The sequence below is a fragment of the Azospirillum sp. B2RO_4 genome, from assembly GCF_051124815.1.
GTDB lineage: Bacteria > Pseudomonadota > Alphaproteobacteria > Azospirillales > Azospirillaceae > Azospirillum.
Map to the genome: position 1 here is coordinate 264,198 of NZ_CP118488.1, position 24,295 is coordinate 288,492.

20 protein-coding genes are annotated in these 24,295 nt (G+C 66.5%); 14 read left to right on the plus strand and 6 right to left on the minus strand.

The features are described 5' to 3' along the window. Positions 1-35 precede the first annotated feature (35 nt). The 3 genes from PWS46_RS22005 to PWS46_RS22015 form a co-directional block, all read right to left on the minus strand. On the minus strand, positions 36-1,091 hold the full coding sequence (locus tag PWS46_RS22005; protein ID WP_434623479.1) for a transglycosylase SLT domain-containing protein: 1,056 nt from the start codon (positions 1,089-1,091) through the stop codon (positions 36-38). A gap of 229 nt (positions 1,092-1,320) precedes the next feature. After that, positions 1,321-1,767 carry a hypothetical protein gene (locus PWS46_RS22010; RefSeq protein ID WP_434623480.1) on the minus strand — a complete coding sequence of 149 codons (447 nt, stop codon included), beginning with the start codon at positions 1,765-1,767 and terminating at the stop codon, positions 1,321-1,323. A gap of 269 nt (positions 1,768-2,036) precedes the next feature. After that, positions 2,037-3,488 (minus strand): catalase, encoded by a 1,452-nt coding sequence (locus PWS46_RS22015; RefSeq protein WP_434623482.1) that lies wholly within the window; start codon positions 3,486-3,488, stop codon positions 2,037-2,039. 121 nt (positions 3,489-3,609) lie between these two features. Between PWS46_RS22015 and PWS46_RS22020 the strand changes: the two genes are divergently transcribed. The 3 genes from PWS46_RS22020 to PWS46_RS22030 all read left to right on the plus strand — a co-directional run bounded on the left by PWS46_RS22020 (position 3,610) and on the right by PWS46_RS22030 (position 8,160). After that, positions 3,610-4,569 (plus strand): LysR substrate-binding domain-containing protein, encoded by a 960-nt coding sequence (locus PWS46_RS22020; protein WP_434623483.1) that lies wholly within the window; start codon positions 3,610-3,612, stop codon positions 4,567-4,569. Between the two features lie 108 nt (positions 4,570-4,677). Continuing rightward, entirely contained in the window at positions 4,678-7,020 is a 2,343-nt protein-coding gene (glgX, locus tag PWS46_RS22025) for a glycogen debranching protein GlgX (protein ID WP_434623484.1), read from the plus strand. Positions 7,021-7,080: 60 nt separating this feature from the next. After that, positions 7,081-8,160, plus strand: a complete 1,080-nt coding sequence (locus PWS46_RS22030; protein WP_434623485.1) for a zinc-binding metallopeptidase family protein — start codon at positions 7,081-7,083, stop codon at positions 8,158-8,160. Here PWS46_RS22030 and PWS46_RS22035 read toward each other — a convergent pair. Next, positions 8,157-9,842 (minus strand): sensor domain-containing diguanylate cyclase, encoded by a 1,686-nt coding sequence (locus PWS46_RS22035; protein ID WP_434623486.1) that lies wholly within the window; start codon positions 9,840-9,842, stop codon positions 8,157-8,159. The two genes, PWS46_RS22030 and PWS46_RS22035, sit on opposite strands and share 4 nt — an antisense overlap. Before the next feature lie 455 nt (positions 9,843-10,297). On the opposite strand from PWS46_RS22035, the gene PWS46_RS22040 reads away from it, so the two are divergent. The 6 genes from PWS46_RS22040 (at position 10,298) to PWS46_RS22065 (ending at position 16,692) form a co-directional block, all read left to right on the plus strand. After that, positions 10,298-11,401: a TRAP transporter substrate-binding protein gene (locus PWS46_RS22040; protein ID WP_434623487.1), complete on the plus strand. Its 1,104-nt coding sequence runs from the start codon at positions 10,298-10,300 to the stop codon at positions 11,399-11,401. Between the two features lie 315 nt (positions 11,402-11,716). Further along, positions 11,717-12,826, plus strand: a complete 1,110-nt coding sequence (locus PWS46_RS22045) for an ABC transporter ATP-binding protein (RefSeq protein ID WP_434623488.1) — start codon at positions 11,717-11,719, stop codon at positions 12,824-12,826. Positions 12,827-12,894: 68 nt separating this feature from the next. Then, positions 12,895-13,941, plus strand: a complete 1,047-nt coding sequence (locus tag PWS46_RS22050; RefSeq protein WP_434623489.1) for an ABC transporter substrate-binding protein — start codon at positions 12,895-12,897, stop codon at positions 13,939-13,941. A gap of 301 nt (positions 13,942-14,242) precedes the next feature. Further along, positions 14,243-15,493: an ABC transporter permease gene (locus PWS46_RS22055; RefSeq protein WP_434623490.1), complete on the plus strand. Its 1,251-nt coding sequence runs from the start codon at positions 14,243-14,245 to the stop codon at positions 15,491-15,493. Beyond that, entirely contained in the window at positions 15,490-16,320 is an 831-nt protein-coding gene (locus PWS46_RS22060; protein ID WP_434623491.1) for an ABC transporter permease, read from the plus strand. Before PWS46_RS22055 ends, PWS46_RS22060 begins: the two co-directional genes overlap by 4 nt. Positions 16,321-16,410: 90 nt before the next feature. Beyond that, a complete protein-coding gene (locus PWS46_RS22065) occupies positions 16,411-16,692 on the plus strand; it encodes a hypothetical protein (protein WP_434623492.1) in 282 nt (93 codons plus the stop codon). A 17-nt stretch (positions 16,693-16,709) separates the two neighbouring features. On the opposite strand, the gene PWS46_RS22070 is transcribed toward PWS46_RS22065, so the two are convergent. Then, positions 16,710-17,276 carry a cupin domain-containing protein gene (locus PWS46_RS22070; RefSeq protein ID WP_434623493.1) on the minus strand — a complete coding sequence of 189 codons (567 nt, stop codon included), beginning with the start codon at positions 17,274-17,276 and terminating at the stop codon, positions 16,710-16,712. Between the two features lie 217 nt (positions 17,277-17,493). Here PWS46_RS22070 and PWS46_RS22075 point away from each other — a divergent pair, with 217 nt between their 5' ends. The 3 genes from PWS46_RS22075 to PWS46_RS22085 all read left to right on the plus strand — a co-directional run bounded on the left by PWS46_RS22075 (position 17,494) and on the right by PWS46_RS22085 (position 21,705). Next, positions 17,494-18,954, plus strand: coding sequence for an NAD-dependent succinate-semialdehyde dehydrogenase (locus PWS46_RS22075; protein ID WP_434623494.1), 1,461 nt, complete (start codon positions 17,494-17,496; stop codon positions 18,952-18,954). A 34-nt stretch (positions 18,955-18,988) separates the two neighbouring features. Then, a complete protein-coding gene (gabT, locus tag PWS46_RS22080; RefSeq protein WP_434623495.1) occupies positions 18,989-20,278 on the plus strand; it encodes a 4-aminobutyrate--2-oxoglutarate transaminase in 1,290 nt (429 codons plus the stop codon). A gap of 224 nt (positions 20,279-20,502) precedes the next feature. Further along, a complete protein-coding gene (locus tag PWS46_RS22085; protein WP_434623496.1) occupies positions 20,503-21,705 on the plus strand; it encodes a CaiB/BaiF CoA transferase family protein in 1,203 nt (400 codons plus the stop codon). A gap of 46 nt (positions 21,706-21,751) precedes the next feature. Here PWS46_RS22085 and PWS46_RS22090 read toward each other — a convergent pair whose 3' ends face one another. Continuing rightward, positions 21,752-22,792, minus strand: coding sequence for a zinc-dependent alcohol dehydrogenase family protein (locus tag PWS46_RS22090; protein ID WP_434623497.1), 1,041 nt, complete (start codon positions 22,790-22,792; stop codon positions 21,752-21,754). A gap of 192 nt (positions 22,793-22,984) precedes the next feature. Between PWS46_RS22090 and PWS46_RS22095 the strand changes: the two genes are divergently transcribed. Beyond that, positions 22,985-23,739 (plus strand): IS5 family transposase gene (locus PWS46_RS22095; protein ID WP_434613367.1). Its coding sequence is split into 2 segments (ribosomal slippage): positions 22,985-23,306 and positions 23,306-23,739, totalling 756 coding nucleotides; the frame shifts between segments, so codons are not numbered across the junction. Between the two features lie 34 nt (positions 23,740-23,773). Next, complete coding sequence (locus PWS46_RS22100) at positions 23,774-24,241, plus strand: Lrp/AsnC family transcriptional regulator (protein WP_434623498.1); 468 nt, start codon at positions 23,774-23,776, stop codon at positions 24,239-24,241. The last annotated feature ends 54 nt before the right edge of the window (positions 24,242-24,295 follow it).

The following is a 24,295-nucleotide window of genomic DNA, read 5'->3' on the forward strand; positions in this document are numbered from 1 at the left end:
GCGAGCCATGACATGAGGGGGCCGCGAGCGGGCGCTCAGGCCCCCGGCGCCACCACGAAGCAGGCCATGCCGATGGTGACCAGCCCGCTGCAGGCGCTGGCCGCGTCCTGCTGCGACAGGCCGGACAGGCGGGCGCGGTAGAGCGGCCCGGTCTGTGTATCCACAGCCTGGACGATCCGCTGCGAACGCGATAGCACCGGCAACGAGCTGCGGGCGCGGTCGATCACCCGCTGGCTGTCGTCGGGCGAGCGGAAGGCGCCGAGCTGTACCGTCCACACCCCGCCGCCGGCGGTCGCCGCCCCGCTCATCGTCGCCACCGGACGCGGCGCCGGCGCATCCGGAGTCGAGGTGTCGGGCGCCACCACCCGCACCGCCGGTGCCGGGCTGGGCGTCGGAGCTGGCAACGCCGCCACCGCGATCGGCGGCCGGGCTGCCGCCGGGCGGCTGCTGGCGGGCGGCGTGTAGGCGGGTGCCGAATAGGAGGAGGACGGCCGGGCGTAGGGGGAGCCGTAATCCGGCGGCGAATCGGTGGACGGCGCGCTGACCAGCACGATGTCGGCGCCGTTGGGGGCCGGGGTGCGGTTCAGACGCGGCCCGACCGACGCGATGTAGCGGCGCGTCTCGCCCGGCAGGCCGCGCTTGCCGGCCAGATAGTCGCCGTAGCAGCCGGGACCGCAGTTGTAGGCGCCGAGAAAGCCCGGCGCGCCGAACAGGTTGTACATCTCGCGCAGGTAGGCGGTGCCGGCGATGATGTTGTCATGCGGATCGAAGGGGTCGGAGCCCAGATTGTGCTTGCGCCGCATTTCGTCGTAGGTCGCCGGCATCACCTGCATCAGCCCCATGGCGCCGGCCTTGCTGACGATGGGCTTGCCGTTGACGGTGGTGCGCCCGCCGCTCTCCTGGCGGATGACCTCGCGGATCCACAGCTCCGGCATGTCGAACCGCTTGGAGGCTTCCGCGATATGCGCGTCGATTTCCTCAGGCGAGGCGACGCGATGTGAGCCTCCCCCGCTGGCGCAGGCGCTCAGCAGGGCAGTCAGGGCGGCGCAGGTCAGCAACGGCTTCAGGCGACGCACGGAACCCCCGGTCATCGTTCAGTTCAACTTTAGGATAAGCCCGATTTGGAGGTAGAGACCTTTGCACATTCCCGGCCCGGCGTAAACCGTCCCAGCTGTGACCTTCGACGCGGCCGGAGAGCGCGGGAGGGGAGGGGCCTTCAGTCCTTCGGATGGACAAGCGGCCGTCCGGGTATCTGCCGTCCGGCGCGGCCTATGCCGGGATTTCCCCTGCCGGGAATAAGGGGTCGGGTCTTGAGGGCGATCAGCTCTCGCGATCGTCGTCGGGGTCGCGCCGGGTGGCGAGTTCGCGCATCAGCCGTTCCTTGGCGGTCTTGCGGCTGGGCCGACCGCCGCCGCGCCCGAACAGCCCGCCCAGCAGGCCGCCGGCTTTCGGCTCCTCCTCCGGCTCCTCGGTCATCTGGGCGCGTTCCGCCTCGCGCCGGGCCAGCATCGCGGCACGGTCGACCAGCGGGTTGCGCAGCCGGCGCGGCAACGCCTTGAAGGCGAGGTTGGCGCGTTCCAGGTCGGCCGGATCCTCGGTGGAGCGGGCGATGCGCAGAGCCACCCGCAAGAGGTCGAGCCGCCACGCATCCTCCGGCGCATGCGGCAGCGTCTCCGCCGCCGCCAGCAGGGTATCGAGCCCCTTGCCGGTCAGCGCGCTGGTGGATCGTTCGCTGCTGGATTTATCGGTGTCGCGGTCCCGTCCCATTCCGTCATCGAAGCTGTCGCGCTGAAGGCGGACTTTAGGACGGCTCGACAGGATTTGTCTGCCCCCATGCGGAGACCACACCATTCGGGTGGGGGAGAGGGCGGGATCGCGACGAAAAAGCCCCCTCCCCGTCGCCGGGAAGAGGGCCGCAAGTCGGTCGGGGGAATGCGCGGCTGGATGCCGGCAGTCATGCCGACGCCCAGGGGGATGGGCGCGGCATCTCGAAGCCGGCCCCTCCGCATTCCAGCGGAAGGACCGGGAACCTCACCTCACTCCGCGGCCTGCGCCACGGTCAGGCCCAGCCGCTTGGCGATACCCTCGCCATAGGCGGGGTCGGCGGCCAGGAAGTGCTTCAGCTGGCGCTGCTGGATGAACAGCGGCACCTTGCCCAGGCTGCCGGCGATGTTGTCCATCAGGCGGGCTTGAGCCTCCGCGCCGATCAGGCGGAACAGCGCGCCGGCCTGGGCGTAATCGTCGTTGCCCTCGCGGTGGTCATAGTGGGCGGCGTCGCCGCTGATGCGCAGCGGCGGCTCAGCGGCAATCCCGGTCTGGGCCGGGCCGCCGAAGCTGTTCGGCTCGTAGTTCGGCCGGCCGCCGCCGTTGCCGTCCACCCGCATGGCGCCGTCGCGCTGGTAATTGTGGACCGGGCAGCCCTGCGGCTTGTTCACGGGGATCTGCGCATAGTTGCCGCCCAGCCGGTAGCGGTGGGCGTCGGCATAGGCGAACAGCCGGCCCTGCAGCATCTTGTCAGGGCTGAAGGAGATGCCGGGCACCACGCTGGCCGGGCTGAAGGCGGCCTGTTCGGTCTCGGCGAAGAAGTTCTCCGGATTGCGGTTCAGCACCAGCTCGCCGATCTCGATCAGCGGGTAGTCGCCATGCGGCCACACCTTGGTCAGATCGAACGGATTGATGCGGTAGGCGTCGGCCTCGGCCTCCGGCATGATCTGCACCGAGACGGTCCAGGCCGGGAAGTCGCCGTCCTCGATCGAGGCGTACAGGTCGCGGGTGGCGTGGTCGGGGTCGATGCCGCCCATCACCGTCGCCTGCTCGGCGGTGAAGTTCTCGATGCCCTGGCGGGTCTTGAAGTGGTACTTGACCCAGAAACGCTCGTTCGCCGCGTTGATCCACGAGAAGGTGTGGCTGCTGAAGCCGTCCATGTGGCGATGGCTGCGCGGCGTGCCGCGGTCGCTGAACAGGATGGTCAGCTGGTGCATCGTTTCCGGCGACAGCGAGAAGAAGTCCCACATCGCGATGGGATCCTTCAGGTTGGTGGCCGGGTTGCGCTTCTGGGTGTGGATGAAGTCCGGGAACTTCAGCGGATCGCGCAGGAAGAACACCGGCGTGTTGTTGCCGACCAGATCGTAATTGCCCTCTTCCGTGTAGAACTTCACCGCGAAGCCGCGCGGGTCGCGCTCGGCATCGGCGGAGCCCTTCTCGCCGCCGACGGTGGAGAAGCGCAGGAACACCCCGGTCTCCTTACCCACCGTCGACAGGAAGGCGGCCTTGGTCCAGTGCGTCACGTCGCGGGTGACGCGGAAGGTGCCGTAGGCGCCGGCACCCTTGGCGTGCACCACGCGCTCCGGAATGCGTTCGCGGTTGAAGTGGGCCAGCTTCTCGATCAGGTGGAAATCCTGCAGCAGCAGCGGACCGCGCGGCCCGGCGCTCAGCGAATTCTGGTTGTCGGGAACGGGCTGGCCGAAGCTGGTGGTCAGGGTGCTCATCCGGGTCATCCTCTTTGGGGCGGTGTCGCCTGAAGCGGCGTCATTGTCTCGCCCCTGGTTATCCGGCGTCTTGAACGATATATCCAAGACATGGAAGGAAATGCACCAATAGGCATCGTCTATGAATCTCTCCGGCCTGTCCCTGCGTGACCTGGAATATGTCGTCGCCGTCGCGGAGCTGCGCCATTTCGGCCGCGCCGCCGAACGCTGCGCCGTCAGCCAGCCCTCGCTGAGCGCCCAGATTCGCAAGCTGGAGGAATCGCTCGGCCTCGCCTTGTTCGAACGCACCAGCCGCAAGGTGCTGCTGACCCCGCGTGGCGAAACCATCGTCGCCCAGGCCCGCACCGTGCTGGAGGAGGCGCGACGACTGCTGGCGCTGGCCGACGGCTCGGACGGGGCGCTGACCGGCCGGCTGAGGCTGGCGGCGATCCACACGCTCGGCCCCTACCTGTTTCCCCACATCCTGCCGGTGCTGCGCTCCACCTGGCCCGACCTGACCCTGATCCTGTCGGAAGGCCGCACCGATAGCCTGCTGGAGGAACTGCGCGACGGCCGGCTCGACGCCGTGCTGCTGGCCCTGCCGGTGGAAGGCGACGGGCTGACGGCGGAACCGCTGTTCTTCGAACCCTTTCTGCTCGCCCATCCCGCCGGCCACCGCCTGTGTGGCGCGCCCAACCTGTCGCTGAACGACCTCGACCCGGCGGAGCTTCTGCTGCTGGAGGAGGGGCATTGCCTGCGCGATCAGGCGCTGGCCGCCTGCGGCCTCAGCGCGCGGGGCGGCGGCGTCCACGCCACCGGGCTGGAAACGCTGCGCCACATGGTGGCGGCGGGGGCCGGCTGCACGCTGATGCCGATCCTGGCGGCCAAGGGGGCGGCCAAGGGAGAGGACGGCCGTGCCGCCACCGTCGGCGGGCTGGTGGAGTACCGCCCCTTCGAGGGTCCGCGTCCGCCCGGCCGCGTCATCGGTCTGGTCTGGCGCGCCAGCGACCCGCGCGACCGGGGCTTGGGCGAACTGGCGGACCTGCTGCGCCGCGACCTGCCGGCCGGCACGGAGCCCGCCCTACCCCGAAAGGATGACTGACGAGCGGACGGAACAAGCGACCATCGGCCGGGTTGTAGGCTCCGCCCGCTCTCCTCACTGTTCAGGGGGTGGGTTCGACTTTCGATACAGGCGGAGAAACGGGCGATCATGGCAAATATCCTGAGGCAAGCGACCAGGCTCGGTGAAGGATTGCCCTTTCCGCTGGGCGCGACATGGGATGGACTGGGCGTCAACTTCGCCCTGTTTTCCGCCAACGCGACGAAGGTCGAACTGTGTCTGTTCGATGAAAGCGGCGAGGAGGAGCTTGAGCGCATCGAGCTTCCCGAATTCACCAACGAAATCTGGCACGGCTATTTGCCGGACGCCCGTCCCGGACTGCTCTACGGCTACCGCGTGTACGGCCCCTATGAGCCGGAGAACGGTCACCGCTTCAACCCGAACAAGCTGCTGCTCGATCCCTACGCCAAGGAACTGGTCGGCGAGATCCGCTGGAATCCGGCCCATTTCGGCTATGTGATGGAATCGGGCGACGACCTGACCTATGACGAGCGCGACAGCGCGCCCTTCATGCCGAAATGCAAGGTGATCGACCCGGCCTTCACCTGGGGCCGCGACCACAAGCCCGGCACCGCCTGGGACCGCACCATCTTCTACGAAACCCATGTGAAGGGCTTCACCAAGCTGCACCCTGCCGTGCCCGACACCCTGCGCGGCACCTATGGCGGCATGGCGGTGAAGGAGGTGGTCGACTACATCAAGTCGCTCGGCGTCACCTCGGTGGAACTGCTGCCGGTCCATGCCTTCGTCCAGGACCAGCATCTGGTCGACAAGGGGCTGGCGAACTACTGGGGCTATAATTCCATCGGCTTCTTCGCGCCGGAGCCGCGCTATGCCGCGTCGGGCAACGCCATCAAGGAATTCAAGGAGATGGTCGCCCATCTCCACAATGCCGGGCTGGAGGTGATCCTCGACGTCGTCTACAACCACACGGCCGAGGGCAACGAGCGCGGTCCGACCCTGTCCTTCAAGGGCATCGACAACGCCTCCTACTACCGCCTGCTGCCGGACCAGCAGCGTTACTACATCAACGAGACGGGGACCGGGAACACGGTCAATCTCAGCCACCCGCGCGTGCTGCAGATGGTCACCGATTCGCTCCGCTACTGGGCGACCGAAATGCATGTCGACGGCTTCCGCTTCGACCTCGCCACCATCCTCGGCCGCGAACCCTACGGCTTCGACGAGGGCGGCGGCTTCCTCGACAGCTGCCTGCAGGACCCGATCCTCAACAGCGTCAAGCTGATCGCCGAGCCGTGGGACTGCGGCCCCGGCGGCTATCAGGTCGGCAATTTCCCGCCGGGCTGGGCGGAGTGGAACGACCGCTACCGCGACACCGTCCGTGCCTTCTGGAAGGGCGACGAGGGCAAGTTGCCGGAGGTGGCGCCTCGGCTGTGCGGCTCGGCCGACCTCTTCAACAAGCGCGGGCGCAAGCCCTGGGCCAGCGTGAACTTCATCACCGCCCATGACGGCTACACGCTGAACGACCTGGTCTCCTACAACGACAAGCACAACGAGGCGAACGGCGAGGGCAACAACGACGGTCACTCCCACAACCTGTCCTGGAACCATGGGGTGGAGGGTCCGACCGACGATCCGGAGATCAAGGCGCTGCGCGAGCGCCAGAAGCGAAACATGCTGGCGACGCTGCTGCTGTCGCAGGGCTCGCCGATGCTGCTGGCCGGCGACGAGTTCGGCAACACCCAGCACGGCAACAACAACGCCTATTGCCAGGACAACGAGACGGCGTGGCTGAACTGGGACGGCATCGACGAGGACGACCAGTCGCTGATCGAGTTCGTCCGCCGCGTCGTCGCGGTGCGCCAGTCCTTCCCCATGCTTCGACGCGGCCGTTTCCTGTCCGGCGAATACAATGCCGAGTTCGACGTGAAGGACGTCACCTGGCTGACCCCCGCCGGCGACGAGATGGACGAGAGCCATTGGCACGACGGCAACGCCCGTTGCCTGGGCATGCTGCTGGACGGCCGCGGGCAGGCCAGCGGCATCAAGCGCCCGGCGATGGATTCCACCCTGCTGCTGGTCATCAACGCCCACCATGACGTTGTGGAGTTCACCCTGCCGGAGGTGACCGGCGGCAGCGTCTGGCGCTGTCTGGTCGACACCAACCTGACCGATCCCGACGAGGTGCCGCGCGTCAACACCGGCGAGGGCTACATCGTCACCGGCCGGTCGTTGCTGCTGCTGGCCCTGGAGCCGGACGGCAAGACCTCCTTCGCGCTGCGCCGCGCCACCCGCGCGCTCCGCAGCGTCGCCGAAAGCCCGACCCCGGTGACCTCCTACGGCGAGGAGGCCACGGAAGAGGAGAAGCCGGCGGAGGTGAAGGAGGTGAAGGAGACGGTGAAGGCCATCGCCGGAACAGCGCCGTCCAAGCCGGAAGCGAAGCCCGAGGCCTCTGCCAAAAAGCCGACCTGACCCATCTCCTGATCCCCCTCTCCCCCCGGGGAGAGGGGGATCTCTCCCGGATCCCCCGCCATGAAACTCTTCGAATGCCAGAACTGCCACCAGCCGCTCTATTTCGAGAACACGCTGTGCGAGCGCTGCGGCCATCGGCTCGGCTATCTGCCGGATGTGGGGACCCTGTCGGCGCTCGACCCCACCGACCATGACGGGGTGTGGAGCGCGCTCGCCACCACCGAACCGCTTTACAAACTCTGTGCGAACGCGGAACTGAACGCCTGCAACTGGATGCTGCCGGCCGACTCCGCCGACACCCACTGCGCCGCCTGCCGGCACAACCGCACCATTCCCGACCTGTCCGACACCGACAACCTGACGCGCTGGCGCAAGCTGGAACTGGCGAAGCACCACCTGTTCTACACGCTGACCAACCTGAAGCTGCCCCTGCAGACCCGGACCGAGAACCCGGAGGAGGGGCTTGCCTTCGATTTCCTGTCCGACGCGGTCGCCGCCGACGGCACGGTCACGCCGGTGCTGACCGGCCATGCCAACGGCCTGATCACCATCAACGTCGCTGAGGCCGACGACGCCGAGCGCGAGAAGCGCCGAACCGAGATGGGCGAGCCCTACCGCACGCTGCTCGGCCATTTCCGCCACGAGAGCGGCCACTACATCTGGGACCGTCTGGTGCGCGACGATCCGGCGCTGCTCGAACGCTTCCGCGCCGTGTTCGGGGACGAGCGGCAGGATTACGGCGAGGCGCTGAAGCGGCACTATGCCGAGGGTGCTCCGCCCGACTGGCAGGCGAACTTCGTCAGCACCTATGCCACCGCCCACCCGTGGGAGGATTTCGCCGAAACCTGGGCGCATTTCCTGCACATCGTCGACACGCTGGAAACCGCCCGCGCCTTCGGCCTGCGGGTGCGCCCGCGCATCACCGAAGGCGCGGAACTGGAGGCGGAGGTCGACTTCAACCCCCACAAGGCCCGGCGGATCGAGGATCTGATCGACCTCTGGCTGCCGCTGACCTACGCGGTGAACAGCCTGAACCGCAGCATGGGCCAGCCGGATCTCTACCCCTTCATCCTGTCCGCGTCGGTGATCGAAAAGCTGGGCTTCATGAACGACATGGTGCGGGGGCTCGAGGGACGTTAGACCCCCACCACCGCCCGCACCCAGCGCACCGCGCGGTTGCGGCCGTCGCGCTTGGCCTTGTAGAGCGCGGCGTCGGCATGGCGCATCACCGTCGCCATGTCGCTGTCGTCCTCCGGCCAGGAGGCGATGCCGATGGAACAGCCGACGCGGACCATCTCGCCGTTGAACGACACCGGTTCGTTGACGGCGGCGATGATGCGGGACGCCAGTTCCCCGGTGTCGGGAGCCGGGCGGCCGGCGCGGCGGGGAAGCACGGCGGCGAACTCGTCGCCGCCCAGCCGGGCGACCACGTCGTCGTCGCGGAAGATGCTGGCCAGCCGGCCGCCGATCTGGCGCAGCACGGCGTCGCCGGCATCGTGGCCCAGCCGGTCGTTCACCGGCTTGAAGCCGTCCAGGTCGATGTACATCACCGTCGCCGATCCGCCGCCGCCGCCGGTCGACGCCTCGACATACTGTTCGAAGTAGCGCCGGTTGGGCAAGGCCGTCAGCCGGTCCTCGTAGGCGATGTCCTCCAGCCGCATCAGGGCGGCGTCCTTGTTGGTCAGGCTGTCCACCATCTCCCGCAGCGCCACCGACAGCCGGCGGATCTCCGCCGCGCCGCCGACCTCGGGGATCGCCACGCCGCGCTCGCCCTTGCCGATGCGCTCGGCTGCGCCGGCGATGGCGCCCAGCGGCCGGGCGATGCGTCCGGCGGCGAACCAGCCGATCACGCTGAAGGTCAGCGCCAGCACCGCGCCGGAGCCGATGATCGTCATCCGCAGGCGGTTGGTCTCGGCGAAGACGATGTCGGCCGGCTGGCGGGCGACGACCGTCCAGCCCAGCCCGGCGTAATCGTGCAGCCCCTTGCCGTGGGCCACGCCGGTGACATAGGTCACGCCGTCGGGCCAGACCCCGCTGCTCCAGCCGTCATGCAGCTTGGCGGTCACCGCCGGCACCGGCAGCGGCTTGCCGACCGCCGAATCGGGACCGATCAGAACCGTGCCGTCGGCCGACAGGATATAGAGCGTCAGCCCCTTGCGGTCGGACAGGGGTTCGATCAGCTGCCGGATTGAGGCGTGGGCCCATTCCCAGCTGTAATGGGCGGCCAGCACGCCGACCACGGTGCCGTCCGCCTTCTGCAGCGGGGCCGACACGTCGACGAATTTCGGTGTTTCGCCCGTGAGGTACGGCACCTTGCCGCGCAGGGCCACCGCCTCGTGCACGTCGCCGACGAACAGGCCCTTCATGCCTTCCTGATGGACCGGCCGGCTGGAGATGTCCGCTCCCAGCAGCAGCCCGTTGGCGGCGGCCACCACCCGGCCTTCCGCGTTGGTCATGCCGATCCAGGCGATGGTCGGATCGCGGCGCTTCAGCTCGTCGATGGTCGATTGCGCCACCGCCGGGTCCTTCAGCGCATCGATCCGCGACAGCGCGGCGATCTGGTTGGCGCGCGCCCACATGGTCGAATCGAGCTGCCGGGCGAGCGACTGCGCCAGCCCGGTCATCGAATTGCCGATCTCTTTCGCCAGCGCGTCGGCGGCGCCGTTGCCGACGACCAACCCCTTCACCAGCGTCGACCCGAGCAGCAGCAGCACCAGGATGACGGCCACCGTCACCTGCAGGCCGATGGCCCGGCGCGGACCGCGGCCCGGAATGCTGTGGGCCGCTGCGGTCCTGCCGCTTGCCTGTCCAAGGGGCGACATCGTGGCGAGATCCTTATCAAACGAACCCGGACAAGCCGGGTGGGGGACGATCAGTGCAGACACTGTATCATCCCAGCCCTTTATAAAGGGTCAAGCGGAACCGTAGCGATGCATTTACAATGTAAAAGGGAAGGTTGCACGGCGTTCGGCACGTCCCGGACGTACGTCAGCCAAAAAAGTTTGCGAAGCTGACTTTCAGCATATTGCGTAAAAGAGAAAAGGCCGCTAGCTATACAGCCGCGGCCCGAGTTTAGGGAGGAAACGCCTGAAAGGCGATCGAAACAACAAATAATGCTGCGTCGCCGAAGATCCAGCCCAATGTGGCTGGATTTTTCGTTTTTGCCGCAAGACTTCCTCACATTCCGCGCTGCCCCGGCGGAAGGGGGATTCCCCAAATGGTTGGTTGCGCTATCATGTCAGCCCAACGAACCATACAGTCGGGAAGAATCCTCATCATGAAACGGCGTGCGTTCCTCTCCAGCGCCGGTGTCGGCCTTGCCGCCGCCGGAACCGCCGCGACCATCGCGGCTCCGGCCATCGCCCAGACCTCCCAGCCGGAGATCAAGTGGCGCATGGCGTCGAGCTATCCCAAGAGCCTCGACACCATCTATGGCGCGGCGGAGTTCATCGCGAAGCGGGTGTCCGACGCCACCGACGGCAAGTTCCAGATCCGCACCTTTGCGGCGGGCGAGATCGTCCCGGCGCTGCAGGTGCTGGACGCGGTGCAGAACGGCACGGTCGAGTGCGGCCAGTCGGCGGCCTATTTCTATGTCGGCAAAGATCCGACCTTCTGCTTCGACACCGCCATGCCCTTCGGCCTGAATACGCGCCAGCACATCGCCTGGATGATGCATGGCGGCGGGCTGGAGCTGATGCGGGAGGTGTTCAAGGATTACAACATCCACCACATCCCCGCCGGCAACACCGGCGCCCAGATGGGCGGCTGGTTCCGCAAGGAAATCAAGAGCCTGGACGATCTGAACGGCCTGAAGATGCGCATCGGCGGTCTGGTCGGCCAGATCCTGACGCCCTTCGGGCTGGTGCCGCAGCAGCTTGGCGGCGGCGACATCTATCCGGCGCTGGAACGCGGCACCATCGACGCGGCGGAGTTCGTCGGCCCCTATGACGACGAGAAGCTGGGCTTCTACAAGGTCGCCAAATATTACTACTACCCCGGCTGGTGGGAGGGCTCGGCCCAGATCCCGCTGATGTTCAACATGCAGGCCTGGGAACAGCTGCCGAAATCCTACCAGACCATTCTCGAACAGGCCTGCTGGGAGGCCAACGCCTGGATGATCGCCAAGTACGACACGCTGAACGCCTCGGCGCTGAAGCGGCTGGTCGGCGGCGGCGCCATCTTGCGCCCCTTCCCGCGCGACATGATGCAGGCCTGCGAGAAGGCGGCGTTCGAATTTTACGACAAGCTCGCCGCCAGCAACCCGCGCTTCAAGAAGGTCTATGACGGCTGGAAGCCCTTCCTGGAGCAGGAGCGGCTGTGGTTCCGCGTTGCCGAGAACGGCTTCGACAGCTTCGTCTACAGCCAGTCGGCGCAGCGCTGAGTCGGGCAGGGGGAGGTGGGTCGCCTGCGGCGATTCGCCTCCCCTTTCGCGGAAAACACTGATTTTCACGCCGCCGTATGTCCGCGAACTCGATCATCGGCCTTCTCAATCGCACGCGAATGGAGCACACTGCCGGTCTAAGTGTGGGCATCGCCTTCGCAGTTGCACAAAATTTCGGCAAACTGTTGAATTGATCACGACATAGTCATTCCTCTTGTCTATTTTCTTAAACGCGTGGTACCGTCAGGGTCAGAAAGACGGACCGGGCCGGGGTGGCGTACCCGGATCCAGGTCGCCTGTGACGGGAGCGGACGGATGGACGGCGGGATGATCGCGACGACAGATACCCTGGTGCGCTTTTCCGGGGTGCAAAAGACCTACGATGGCGAGCATCTCGTGGTGAAAAGCCTCGATCTCGACATTCGCAAGGGCGAATTCCTGACGCTGCTGGGGCCGTCGGGGTCGGGCAAGACCACCACGCTGATGATGCTGGCCGGGTTCGAGGTGCCGACCCATGGCGACATCTTCATCGGCGACCGGCCGATCAAGAACACGCCGCCGCACAAGCGCGACATCGGCATGGTCTTCCAGAACTACGCCCTGTTCCCCCACCTGACGATCGAGGAAAACGTCGCCTTCCCGCTGTCGGTGCGCGGCGTTCCGAAGGCGGAGGTGAAGGAGCGGGTGGCCGCGGCGCTCGACATGATCAAGCTCGGCAACCTCGCCGGCCGCCATCCAGGCCAGCTCTCCGGCGGCCAGCAGCAGCGCGTTGCGCTTGCCCGTGCCCTGGTCTTCAATCCGGCGCTGGTGCTGATGGACGAGCCGCTGGGCGCGCTCGACAAGCGCCTGCGCGAGCATATGCAGCTGGAGATCAAGCGCCTGCACGAGACGATGGGCCTGACCGTCGTCTACGTCACCCATGACCAGGGGGAGGCGCTGACGATGTCCGACCGCATCGCGGTCTTCAACGACGGCATCGTCCAGCAGATCGACCGGCCCGATGCGCTGTACGAGCGGCCGGTGAACAGCTTCGTCGCCAACTTCATCGGCGAGAACAATGTCCTGAGCGGCGTTGTCGAAAATATCGAACAGGGCTGGGCGCGGGTCGCGCTGGATGCCGGCGGTTCGGTGGTGGCGCAGGCGGTGAACATCGGCGGCGCCGGCAACCGGACCTCGCTGTCGCTGCGGCCGGAGCGTGTCGCCATCGAAACCGGCGACAGCGGCGACAGCGGCATGAACCGGCTGCCGGCGACGCTGACCGACCTGATCTATCTCGGCGACCACACGCTGGCGGTGCTGAGCACGCCGGCCAACCCGGAATTCATGGTCAAGCTGCCGGCCGGCTCCTATGCCGGCCTGGCGCCGGGCCAGGATGTCTACATCGCGTTCCGCCCGGAGGACTGCCGGGCGCTCGATCCGGTCTGAGGACGTGGTTCCTCGGCGCCAGGATGCCTCTCAGCAACAACAACCACGACGAATAAGGACGGGGAATCATGTCGAAGATTAAGGTGGCTCTCGGTTTCGCTGCGACCTTCACCGCCCTCACGGCCCTGGCTTCGGCCGCAAGCGCCCGCGACCTCACCGTCGTGTCGTGGGGCGGCGCCTATCAGGACGTCCAGAAGAAGGTGTATTTCGGTCCGTTCAAGGAGACCGGCACGCCGATGAACGACGAATCCTGGGACGGCGGCGTCGGCGTCCTGCGCGCCAAGGTCCAGGGCGGCGCCTCCACCTGGGACGTCGTGCAGGTCGAGAGCGAGGAACTGGCGCTGGGCTGCGACGAAGGCCTGTACGAGAAGCTGAACTATTCCAAGATCGGCGGCGAGGACATCTATCTGCCCTCCACGGTCAACCCCTGCGGCGTCGGCGCCATCGTCTATGACTTTGTCCTCGGCTACGACAAGGACAAGCTGAAGGACGCGCCGAAGAGCTGGGCCGATTTCTTCGACACCAAGAAGTATCCGGGCAAGCGCGGCCTGCGCCAGGGCGCCAAGACCACGCTGGAGATCGCGCTGATGGCCGACGGCGTCGCTCCGGCGGACGTCTACAAGGTGCTGGGCACCGATGCCGGCATCGACCGCGCCTTCAAGAAGCTCGACACCATCAAGAACGACATCGTCTGGTGGAAGGCCGGCGCCCAGCCGCCGCAGCTGCTGGCTTCGGGCGAAGTGGCGATGACCTCGGTCTACAACGGCCGCATCGACGCCGCCAACAAGAACGAGAAGAAGAACTTCGGCATGGTGTGGAACGGCGCGCTCTACACCATCGACAGCTGGGTGATCCTGAAGGGCAGCCCGAACCAGGACGCCGCCTACAAGTTCCTGAACTTCGTCGGCAAGGCGGAGAACCAGGCCAAGCTGTCCGAAGGCATCGCCTACGGCACGTCGAACAAGAAGGCCCCGTCGCTGCTGCCGAAGGCGGTGCTGGCCGACCTGCCGACCGCGCCGGACAACATGAAGAACGCGATCGAGATCAACACCGATTTCTGGCTGGAGAACATCGACCGCCTGACCGAACGCTTCAACAAGTGGGCGGCGAAGTAAGCTTTAGCTTTACGAAAGAGCACCTCCTCCCCCTCTCCCCCCGCTCACGCGCAAACTTCGTTTGCGCTGACGCGACAGGCGGACCTCCGGTCCGCCGAAAGCGGGGAGAGGGTCGGGGTGAGGGGGACGCACCGCGGCACGCATCGGGCCAAAATGTGCTTCCCCATATACTTTCCGGCGGATCATTTCCCGCCCTTCGGTGACCGGACGCCTTGCGTCCCCCTCACCCTGACCCTCTCCCCGGGGGGGAGAGGGGATGGTGCGCAAGCACCCACTGCGTCTTCTCAACAGGACAATGCCGATGACAGCCGCCTTCGTTGCCGGCGCCGACGTGCCGTTGAAGCGTCGATTGAAACGGGCCGAGCGGGCCCGGCAGTTCCGTGCGCTGGGCCTGGTGCTGCCGCTGCTGGCCTTCCTGCTGTTCACCTTCGTCGTGCCGCTCGCCGGCATGATCTGGAAGTCGGTGGACGACTGGGAGGTGCCGCAGGCGATGCCGCAGACCGTCGCGGCGCTGGAGCATTGGAACGGCCAGGGCCTGCCCGACGAGGCGGCCTATGCCGCGCTCGCCGCCGACGTCCGCGCCGCGTATGATGCCGGCACGCTGGCCGTCGCCGCCAAGCGGCTGAACTACATCGTCAACGGCTATCGCACCACGCTGCTTTCCACCGGCCGCAAGCTGAAGGAGCAGCCGGCTCCCGGCACCGCCAAGGAAACCCTGATCGGCATCAACCCGGCCTGGGGCGAGCGCGAGAGCTGGACTGCGATCAAGAGCGCCAGCGGCCCGGTCACCAGCTACTACCTGCTGGCGGCGGTCGATCTGACCCGCAATGCCGACGGCGCCATCGTGCATGCCCCGGCGGACCAGTCGATCTACCGCGAGGTGTTCATGCGCACCTTCGAGATCGGCTTCGGCGTCACGGCGCTCTGCCTGATCCTGGGCTTCCCGGTGGCCTATCTGCTGGCGAACCTGCCGACCGGCCGGTCGAACCTGCTGATGATCTTCGTCCTGCTGCCCTTCTGGACTTCGCTGCTGGTGCGCACCTGCGCCTGGATCGTCATCCTGCAGAGCGAGGGCATCGTCAACGGCTCGCTGGAATGGCTGGGCATCATCGACGAGCCGCTGCGGCTGATCTACAACCGCTTCGGCGTCTACATGGCGATGACCCATGTGCTGCTGCCCTTCATGATCCTGCCGCTCTACAGCGTCATGCGCGGCATCTCGCCGGCCTACATGCGGGCCGCCGCCTCGCTCGGCGCGCCGCCGGCCACCGCCTTCCTGCGCATCTACCTGCCGCAGACCATTCCCGGCATCGGCGCCGGTTGCCTGCTCGTCTTCATCCTGGCCATCGGCTACTACATCACGCCGGCGCTGGTCGGTGGGGCCGCCGACCAGATGATTTCGTCCTTCATCGCCTTCTACACCACGGAAACGGTCAACTGGGGCCTTGCCTCGGCGCTGGGTGCGGTTCTGCTGCTCTCCACGCTGGTGCTGGCGCTGCTCTACGGCAAGCTGGCGCTCGGCCGCCAGACGACGGGAGGTCTGAAGAATTGAGCGCGAACCATTCCCCCCAGACCGCCAGCCAGCGCATCGCCTGGATCGGCACGATCGTCGCCTCCACGCTGGTGTTCATCTTCCTGATGGCGCCGATCCTGGCGATCGTGCCGCTGTCCTTCAGTTCCAGCACCTACCTGACCTATCCGCTGCCCGGCCTGTCGCTGCGCTGGTACGAGGAATTTCTCAACTCGGCGCGCTGGATGAATTCGCTGAAGAACAGCTTCATCATCGGCATATCGTCGGCGATGCTGTCGATGGCGCTGGGCACGCTCGCCTCGCTTGGTCTCGCCCAGTGGAAGAGCAAGTGGAAGCCGCTGATCCTGGCCGTCGTGCTGTCGCCGATGGTGGTTCCGGTGGTCATCACCGCGGTCGGCGTCTATTTCTTCTTCGCGCCGCTTGGGCTGACCGGCAACTATCTCGGCCTGATCCTGGTCCACACCGCGCTGGCGACGCCCTTCGTCGTCATCACCGTGTCGGCGACGCTGCAGAGCTTCGACATGACACTGGCGCGCGCCGCCGCCTCGCTCGGGGCGCCGCCGCTGCTGACCTTCCGCAAGGTGATCCTGCCGCTGATCCTGCCGGGTCTGGCGTCGGGCGCGCTGTTTGCCTTCGCCACCAGTTTCGACGAGGTGGTGACGGTGCTGTTCCTCGCGGGGCCCGAGCAGCGCACCCTGCCGCGTGAGATGTTCAGCGGCATCCGCGAGAACATCAGCCCGACCATCACCGCGGTGGCGGTGGTGCTGACGGTGATCTCGGTCTTCATGCTGTCGACGCTGGAAATCCTGCGCCGCCGCAACGAGCGGCTGAAGGGGAACGTAAGGTAGGGATGATCGGAGCGGCTGCGGCATCGCTGCGGTGGAAAGTCCGGCCGCTCTGCCCTATCTTTCCAGCGATTGCTTTGACGAGGGATCGCGATGTCCGCAGTGCCGTTCGACACCCTGCGCTTTGCCACGAAACTGCAAGCCGGCGGCTTCACGGTGGAGCAGGCGCGCGCTGCGGCGGAGGCTTTCGCCGAGGCGACGAGCCAGGAAATCGCGACGAAGGCCGACATCGCCGCATTGGGCAGCATGGTACGCGGCGATGTTCAGATCATGGAGCGGGACCTGAAAATCTGGTTCGGCAAGATGATGGCATGGCAGCTTACCGCGATTGCCGGGCTGCTGGGCATCGCAACCGCGGTGGTCAAGCTGCTCTGATCCGGCGGTGCCGCCGCTCACAGATACGGCGGCGTGCAGGCGCTGATCAACTCGCACTCCACCTCGCCGATGTTGCGGAACCGATGGGGCACGCGGCTGTCGAAGAAATAGGCGTCGCCGGGGCCGAGAAGCTGTTTGCGGTCGCCCACCGTCAGCTCGATCTGTCCCTTGATGACGATGCCGCCTTCTTCGGATTCGTGCTGCAGCATGGTGCGGCCGGTGTCGGCGCCGGGGGCGTAACGTTCGTGGAGGATTTGCAGGTTGCGGCTGCGCAGGTCGCCGACCTGACGGAAGGAAACCTGGCCGACCGTGCCCTTCAGCTCGCCGGCCAATTCGATCAGCTCGTTGCCCTTGAAGAAAATCTGCTCGGGCGGCGGCAGATCGTCGGAGGAGAAGAATTCGGCCAACGTCATCGGGATGCCCTGAAGCACCTTGCGCAGCGACGACACCGACGGACTGCTGCGGTTCTGCTCGATCAGGGAGATCGTGCCGTTCGTCACTCCGGCCCGCTGGGCGAGCGCCCGCTGAGACAGCCCATGCTGTTCGCGGATCTGCTTCAACCTTGCGCCGACATCGAATTCCATCACCGGACTCCTGCTCCACACCCGTCTAGGCAATAGCCCATTCGCGCAACCCCGTCATCAGAATATGAACAGCTAAACAGGGGTTGTTTAATTTATTAAACATGGTAGGCTTCTGTCCAAGGTCCAGGCCCCCGCGCAGGAAATCCTTGATTAGAAAGGACATTTCCACCGGGTGCGGCCGGACGGTTCCACAATCCTCATCCAGGGCGGATCGAACATGCTGTCGCTGAACGACCAGGGCCTTCTCCGAACCAAGGGCTACGTGAACGGTGCGTGGCGCGCGGCCGATTCCGGGAAGTGCTTCCCGGTCACCAACCCCGCCACCGGCGCCGTCATCGCCGAGGTGTCCGACATGGGCGCCGCCGAGACGCGCGAGGCGATCGATGCCGCCAACGCCGCCCTGCCGGCGTGGAAGGCCAAGACCGCCAAGGAGCGCGCGGCCATCCTGCGCCGCTGGTACGACCTGATCCTCGCGGCGCAGGAGGATCTGGCCCAACTGATGACCGCCGAGCAGGGCAAGCCTCTGGCCGAAGCACGCGGCGAAGTGGTCTATGGCGCCTCCTTCATCGAGTGGTTCGCGGAGGAGGGCAAGCGCGCCTACGGCGACGTCATCCCCAGCTTCGCCGCCAACAAGCGCATCGTCGTGCTGAAGGAGGCCATCGGTGTCGTCGCCGCGATCACGCCGTGGAACTTCCCGAACGCCATGATCACCCGCAAATGCGCCCCGGCTCTCGCCGCCGGCTGCACCGTGGTGGTCAAGCCGGCTGAGGACACCCCGCTGTCGGCGCTGGCGCTGGCCGAGCTGGCCGAGCGCGCCGGCATGCCGGCCGGTGTCTTCAACATCGTGATGGGCCGCGACCCGGCCGCCATCGGCCATGAGCTGACCCACAGCCCGATCGTCCGCAAGGTCAGCTTCACCGGCTCGACCGAGATCGGCAAGCTGCTGATGCGGCAGGCCGCCAGCACGGTCAAGAAGGTGTCGCTGGAGCTGGGCGGCAACGCCCCCTTCATCGTCTTCGACGACGCCGACCTGGACGAGGCGGTCAAGGGCGCCATGGCGTCGAAGTACCGCAACGCCGGGCAGACCTGCGTCTGTGCCAACCGCCTGCTGGTGCAGGCCGGCGTCTATGACGCCTTCGCGGCCAAGCTGGCCGAGGCGGTCAAGGCGCTGAAGGTCGGCAACGGCGCCGAGCCGGGCGTCACCCAGGGTCCGCTGATCAACGCCGACGCCATCGCCAAGGTGGAAGAGCTGATGGGCGACGCGCTGGAGAAGGGCGCCAAGGTCGCGCTCGGCGGCAAGCGTCACGAGCTGGGCGGCACCTTCTTCGAGCCGACGATCCTGACCGGCATCACCACCGAGATGCGCGTCGCCCGCGAGGAGATCTTCGGCCCGGTCGCCCCGCTGTTCAAGTTCGAGACAGAAGAGGACGCCATCCGCATGGCGAACGACACCGAATTCGGTCTCGCCGCCTATTTCTACAGCCGCGACATCGGCCGCGTCTGGCGCGTGGCGGAAAAGCTGGAATACGGCATCGTCGGCATCAACGAAGGCATCATCTCGACCGAAGTCGCCCCCTTCGGCGGCGTCAAGGAGTCGGGCATCGGCCGCGAAGGCTCCAAGTACGGCCTCGATGATTTCATGGAAGTCAAATATCTCTGCGTCGGCCTCGGCGCCTGACCAGCCCCACGGGAAAGTCAAAGGAAAGAAGACCATGAGCACCAACCAGTCCTTCGTCGCCCGTCGCGAGGCCGCCGTCTCCCGTGGCATTTCCGCCGGCATGCCCTTCTACATCGACCGTGCTGAAAACGCCGAGATGTGGGACATCGAGGGCAAGCGCTTCATCGACTTCGCCGGCGGCATCGCCGTGCTGAACACCGGCCACCGTCACCCGAAGGTGATGGAGGCGGTGAAGGCGCAGCTGGAGCGTTTCACCCACACCTGCGCGATGGTCACGCCCTATGACAGCTTCGTCGAGCTGGCGGAGAAGCTGAACGCGCTGGTCCCCGGCCCGACGCCGAAGAAGACCGCCTTCTTCACCACCGGCGCCGAGGCGGTCGAGAACGCCGTCAAGGTCGCCCGCGCCGCCACCGGCCGTCCCGGCGTCGTCGCCTTCTCCGGCGGCTTCCATGGCCGCACGCTGCTGACCATGGGCCTGACCGGCAAGGTCGTGCCCTACAAGGTCGGCTTCGGTCCCTTCCCGGCCGAGATCTTCCATGTGCCCTTCCCCAACGCCTATCGCGGCATCAGCGAGGCGGAGAGCCTGAAGGCGCTGGAGAACCTGTTCAAGTCCGACGTCGATCCGGCCCGCGTCGCCGCCATCATCATCGAACCGGTGCAGGGCGAGGGCGGCTTCAACATCGCTTCGCCGTCCTTCCTGCAGGCGATCCGCGCGGTTTGCGACAAGCACGGCATCGTGATGATCGTCGACGAGATCCAGACCGGCTTCGCCCGCACCGGCAAGATGTTCGCCGTCGAGCATGCCGGGATCGAGCCGGACCTCGTCACCATGGCGAAGAGCCTGGCCGGCGGCTTCCCGCTGTCGGCGCTGACCGGCAAGGCGGCGCTGATGGATGCCCCGATCCCCGGCGGCCTGGGCGGCACCTATGCCGGCAGCCCGCTGGCGACCACCGCCGCGCTGGCCGTCATCGACGTGATCGAGGAAGAGAAGCTGATCGAGCGCGCCGAGAAGCTTGGCGAGCGCATCGCCGGCCGCTTCCGCACCATGGCCCAGCGCAACAGCCTGTCGGTGATCGGCGACGTCCGCAACCTGGGCGCCATGGTCGCCATGGAGCTGGTGACCGACCGCGAGACCAAGGAGCCGGCGGCCGACCTGACCAAGGCGCTGGTCGCCAAGGCGGCGGAAAAGGGCCTGATCCTGCTGTCCTGCGGCACCTACGCCAACGTCATCCGCGTCCTGGTCCCGCTGACCGCCTCGGATGCCCTGGTCGACGAAGGCCTGGACATCATCGAGCGTTCGCTGGAAGAACTGGTGTCGGCGTAACCTCTCCCACCCCCATATCCCCTCTCCCCCCCGGGGAGAGGGTTAGGGTGAGGGGGATGCGTTGCGGAGCGCCGGTGATAGTGCCGGCGCTCCGCGATTCTTGTAAATCCTCGCCATGCGTCCCCCTCACCCTTCCCAAGCTTCGCTTGGGCCCCTTCCCTCTCCCCAGGGGAGAGAGGGGACTCAAGGGCGGGGGAGTGCCAATAAATCAGGAGGAACACACCTTGGCCGGACCCTTGTCGCACATCCGGGTGCTGGAGCTGTCGCGCGTGCTGGCCGGGCCGTGGTCGGCGCAGACGCTGGCCGATCTGGGCGCCGACGTGATCAAGGTGGAACGGCCGGGTGCCGGCGACGACACCCGCGCCTGGGGTCCGCCCTGGGCCGGCGACCAGTCGGCCTATTTCCTGTCGACCAACCGCGGCAAGCGCTCCATCACCATCGACTTCGAACGGCCGGAGGGCCAGGAGCTTGTCCGCAAGCTCGCCGCCCAGGCCGATGTCGTCATCGAGAATTTCAAGGTCGGCGGGCTGGTCAAATACGGCCTCGACTATGACAGCCTGAAGGCGGTCAATCCGCGGCTGGTCTATTGCTCGATTACCGGCTTCGGCCAGACCGGGCCGTACCGCAACCGCGCCGGCTACGACTTCATGATCCAGGGCATGGGCGGGCTGATGAGCATCACCGGCCAGCCCGATGGCGAGCCGGGTGGCGGCCCGGTCAAGGTCGGCGTCGCGGTGACCGACATCTTCACCGGCCTCTATGCCACCATCGGCATCATGGGCGCTCTCGCCCACCGCGACCGCACCGGCGAGGGGCAGCAGGTTGACCTCGCCCTGCTCGACGTTCAGGTGGCGGTGCTGGCCAATCAGGCGATGAACTGCCTGGTCGGCGGCAAGGCGCCGCAGCGGCTCGGCAACGCCCATCCCAACATCGTGCCCTATCAGGCCTTCGCCACCCGCGACGGCTACATCATCCTGGCGGTCGGCAACGACGGCCAGTTCGCCAAGTTCTGCGCCGTCGCCGGCCGTCCCGAACTGGCTCGGGATGAACGCTACGCCACCAACCCGGCCCGCGTCGCCAACCGCAAGGAGTTGGTGGCGCTGCTGGAGGAACTGATCCGCACCCGCGACAGCCACGACTGGCTGAGCGCGCTGGAAGAGGTCGGCGTGCCCTGCGGCCCGATCAACGACCTGACCGCGGTGTTCGAGGACCCGCAGGTGAAGGCCCGCAACATCCACCAGGATCTGCCGCACCCGACCCAGGGCAGCGTGCCGACGGTGGCGAGCCCGATCCGCTACAGCGGCACCCCGCTGGTGCACGACACCGCCCCGCCGACGCTGGGCCAGCACACCGACACGGTGCTGGCGGAGTCCCTCGGGCTGGGCGAGGCCGACATCGCAGCCCTGCGTGAAAAGGGCGTGATCTGATCGCAGGACTGTGGAGCCGGAAAGCTTACGCTTTCCGGCTTTGTCGTCAGAACTCCGTCACCACGGTGACGCCGGTGCCCTCGAACCTGTCCATATTCATCAGCGCGTCAATGGACTGTTCCAGCGTGATCGTCCGGCCGATCAGCTTCTCCGGCGCCAGCTTGCCGGACCGCATCATCTCCAGCATCGCGTCGTAGCGGTGAGCCTGCATGCCGTGGCTGCCGAGAATCTCCAGCTCGTTGGCGATGACGCGGCTCATCGGGATGGCCGGCGTGCTGTTCTCCGCCAGCATCAGGCCGACCTGCACATGCTTGCCCCGCTTGCGCAGGTTGCTGATCGAATTGAAGCAGGTGGTGGGATGGCCCAGCGCGTCGAGCGAGACATGAACGCCACCCCGCGTGATCTCGATGACCGCTTCGGCGACCTCCCCGACCTCGGACGCGTTCACCGTCGCGACCGCGCCCAGCGCTCGGGCCAGGGCGAGCTTGTCCTCCGAAATGTCGATGGCGACGACATTGGCGCCCACCGCGTTGGCGATCATGATCGCCGACAGGCCGACACCGCCGCAGCCGTGAACCGCCACCCACTGGCCGGCGGACGCCTTGCCCTGGTCGATGACCGCGCGGAACGAGGTCACGAAGCGGCAGCCGAGGCTGGCGGCGGTGGTGAAGTCCATCGTCTCCGGCAGCCCGACCAGATTGATGTCCGCCTGATGCAGGCCGACATATTGGGCGAAAGACCCCCAATGGGTGAAGCCGGGCTGGAACTGCCGGTCGCAGACCTGATGATTGCCGGAATGGCATTCGGGACAGCTGCCGCAGCCGCCGACGAACGGAACCGTCACCCGGTCGCCGGCCTTCCATTTCGTCACGTCCTTGCCGACCGCCTCGACGATGCCGGCCAGCTCATGGCCGGGTATATGCGGAAGCCGGATGTCGGTGTCGTGGCCGACCCAGCCATGCCAGTCGCTGCGGCAAACCCCGGTCGCCATCACCTTGACGACGACGCCATGCGGCTCCGGCGTCGGATCGGGCACGGTCATGATTTGGGGTGGTGCGGAAAATGCCTCGTAGACCACCGCTTTCATCGGGATTCTCCTGCTGGATTGCCCCGCCATTCTACGGCCAAGCCGCTGAAATTGGCTTTCAATTGAAGACGCGGCGGTCCGGAGATATGAAGGGATCTTTCGCGATTGCCCTAGGGCGTGTCGTCAGTTATGGGATTCCCAGCGGTAGGAATGCGTGATTCATAGAAGGTCGGCTGACGGGAGGGCCGACGGATGCGACGCTATGCTTTGCGCGACGACCAGTGGGATCGGGTCCAGGCTTTTCTGCCGGGGCGGGCGGGCCATGTCGGGGGGACGGCGAAGGACAACCGGCTGTTTGTCGAGGCGGTGCTGTACCGTTACCGGGCTGGCATTCCCTGGCGCGACCTGCCCACCCGGTTCGGGGATTGGAAGAACACCCACCGCCGCTACCGCCGCTGGTGCGAGAGCGGGGTGTTCGAGCGCCTTTTCAAGGCCCTGGCCGAGGATGGCGACAACGAGTACATGATGCTCGACGCGACCATCGTCCGCGCCCACCAGCACAGCGCCGGGGCGCGAAAAAAGGGGGCGCCTGCCAAGCCATCGGCCGATCACGAGGGGGGCTGACGACGAAGATCCATGCCATCGTGGACGCCTTGGGCAACCCGGTGGCGATCTCCCTGACCCCCGGTCAGGCCTCTGACTTCAGCCAAGCCGCCCCTCTGCTCGACGCGGTCGAGCCGCAGGCCCTCATCGCCGACAAGGCCTATGATGGCGACGCCTTGATCGACGCCTTGAAGGAGCGCGACATCGTCCCCGTCATCCCGTCCAAGGCGAATCGGCTGATCGCCCGCGATACCGATTTCGCCTTGTACCGCGAACGTAATCTCGTCGAGCGATTCTTCAACAAGATGAAGGGCTTCCGAGCCATTGCCACTCGATACGACAAGCTTGCCAGCACTTTTTTGGCGGCTGTTTACCTCGTGTCGGCTGTCATCTGGCTCAACTGACGACACGCCCTAATTCCTGCAGGAAGCCCCCGCCATGGACGCGCTCGATAAAATGGATGCTGCGATCGTGGACCGGCTGCAGCAGGATGGCCGGCTGTCCAATGCCAAGCTCGCCGAGCAACTGGCACTGAGCGAGGCGTCCTGCTGGCGTCGTCAGAAGCGTCTGGAGGACAGCGGGGTCATCAAGGGCTATCAGGCGGTGCTCGACCGCCGGAAGCTGGGCTTCGGGTTGATGGCCTTCGTGCAGATCGTCTGCACCCAGCATGGCGAGGAGGTGACCGCGGCGTTCGAGGCGGTCATCCAGGCCTGCCCCTATGTGCTGGCCTGCCACAACACCACCGGGGAGGCGGATTTCCTGCTGATCGTCGTCGCGCGCGATCTCGACGATTACAGCAGCTTCGTGGACAAGGTCCTGAGGAAGCTTCCGGGCGTCGCCAGCATCCGCTCGAACCTATCTCTGCGTGAGATGAAGGCGACGAACAGGCTTCCCGTCATCGGGTAGAGCGGCATTTTCGATGGTGTGCGACGCGGCTCTACCCAAAGGTGGGGTGGGAAA

What these genes read in the sequence shown, in the direction of transcription:
- PWS46_RS22015 (WP_434623482.1), bottom strand. Translation starts at nt 3,488, where the DNA reads ATGAGCACCCTGACCACCAGCTTCGGCCAGCCCGTTCCCGACAACCAG.
- PWS46_RS22100 (WP_434623498.1), top strand. Translation starts at nt 23,774, where the DNA reads ATGGACGCGCTCGATAAAATGGATGCTGCGATCGTGGACCGGCTGCAG.
- gabT (WP_434623495.1), top strand. Translation starts at nt 18,989, where the DNA reads ATGAGCACCAACCAGTCCTTCGTCGCCCGTCGCGAGGCCGCCGTCTCC.
- glgX (WP_434623484.1), top strand. Translation starts at nt 4,678, where the DNA reads ATGGCAAATATCCTGAGGCAAGCGACCAGGCTCGGTGAAGGATTGCCC.
- PWS46_RS22030 (WP_434623485.1), top strand. Translation starts at nt 7,081, where the DNA reads ATGAAACTCTTCGAATGCCAGAACTGCCACCAGCCGCTCTATTTCGAG.
- PWS46_RS22035 (WP_434623486.1), bottom strand. Translation starts at nt 9,842, where the DNA reads ATGTCGCCCCTTGGACAGGCAAGCGGCAGGACCGCAGCGGCCCACAGC.
- PWS46_RS22055 (WP_434623490.1), top strand. Translation starts at nt 14,243, where the DNA reads ATGACAGCCGCCTTCGTTGCCGGCGCCGACGTGCCGTTGAAGCGTCGA.
- PWS46_RS22065 (WP_434623492.1), top strand. Translation starts at nt 16,411, where the DNA reads ATGTCCGCAGTGCCGTTCGACACCCTGCGCTTTGCCACGAAACTGCAA.
- PWS46_RS22070 (WP_434623493.1), bottom strand. Translation starts at nt 17,276, where the DNA reads ATGGAATTCGATGTCGGCGCAAGGTTGAAGCAGATCCGCGAACAGCAT.
- PWS46_RS22075 (WP_434623494.1), top strand. Translation starts at nt 17,494, where the DNA reads ATGCTGTCGCTGAACGACCAGGGCCTTCTCCGAACCAAGGGCTACGTG.
- PWS46_RS22050 (WP_434623489.1), top strand. Translation starts at nt 12,895, where the DNA reads ATGTCGAAGATTAAGGTGGCTCTCGGTTTCGCTGCGACCTTCACCGCC.
- PWS46_RS22090 (WP_434623497.1), bottom strand. Translation starts at nt 22,792, where the DNA reads ATGAAAGCGGTGGTCTACGAGGCATTTTCCGCACCACCCCAAATCATG.
- PWS46_RS22045 (WP_434623488.1), top strand. Translation starts at nt 11,717, where the DNA reads ATGGACGGCGGGATGATCGCGACGACAGATACCCTGGTGCGCTTTTCC.
- PWS46_RS22005 (WP_434623479.1), bottom strand. Translation starts at nt 1,091, where the DNA reads ATGACCGGGGGTTCCGTGCGTCGCCTGAAGCCGTTGCTGACCTGCGCC.
- PWS46_RS22020 (WP_434623483.1), top strand. Translation starts at nt 3,610, where the DNA reads ATGAATCTCTCCGGCCTGTCCCTGCGTGACCTGGAATATGTCGTCGCC.
- PWS46_RS22040 (WP_434623487.1), top strand. Translation starts at nt 10,298, where the DNA reads ATGAAACGGCGTGCGTTCCTCTCCAGCGCCGGTGTCGGCCTTGCCGCC.
- PWS46_RS22010 (WP_434623480.1), bottom strand. Translation starts at nt 1,767, where the DNA reads ATGGGACGGGACCGCGACACCGATAAATCCAGCAGCGAACGATCCACC.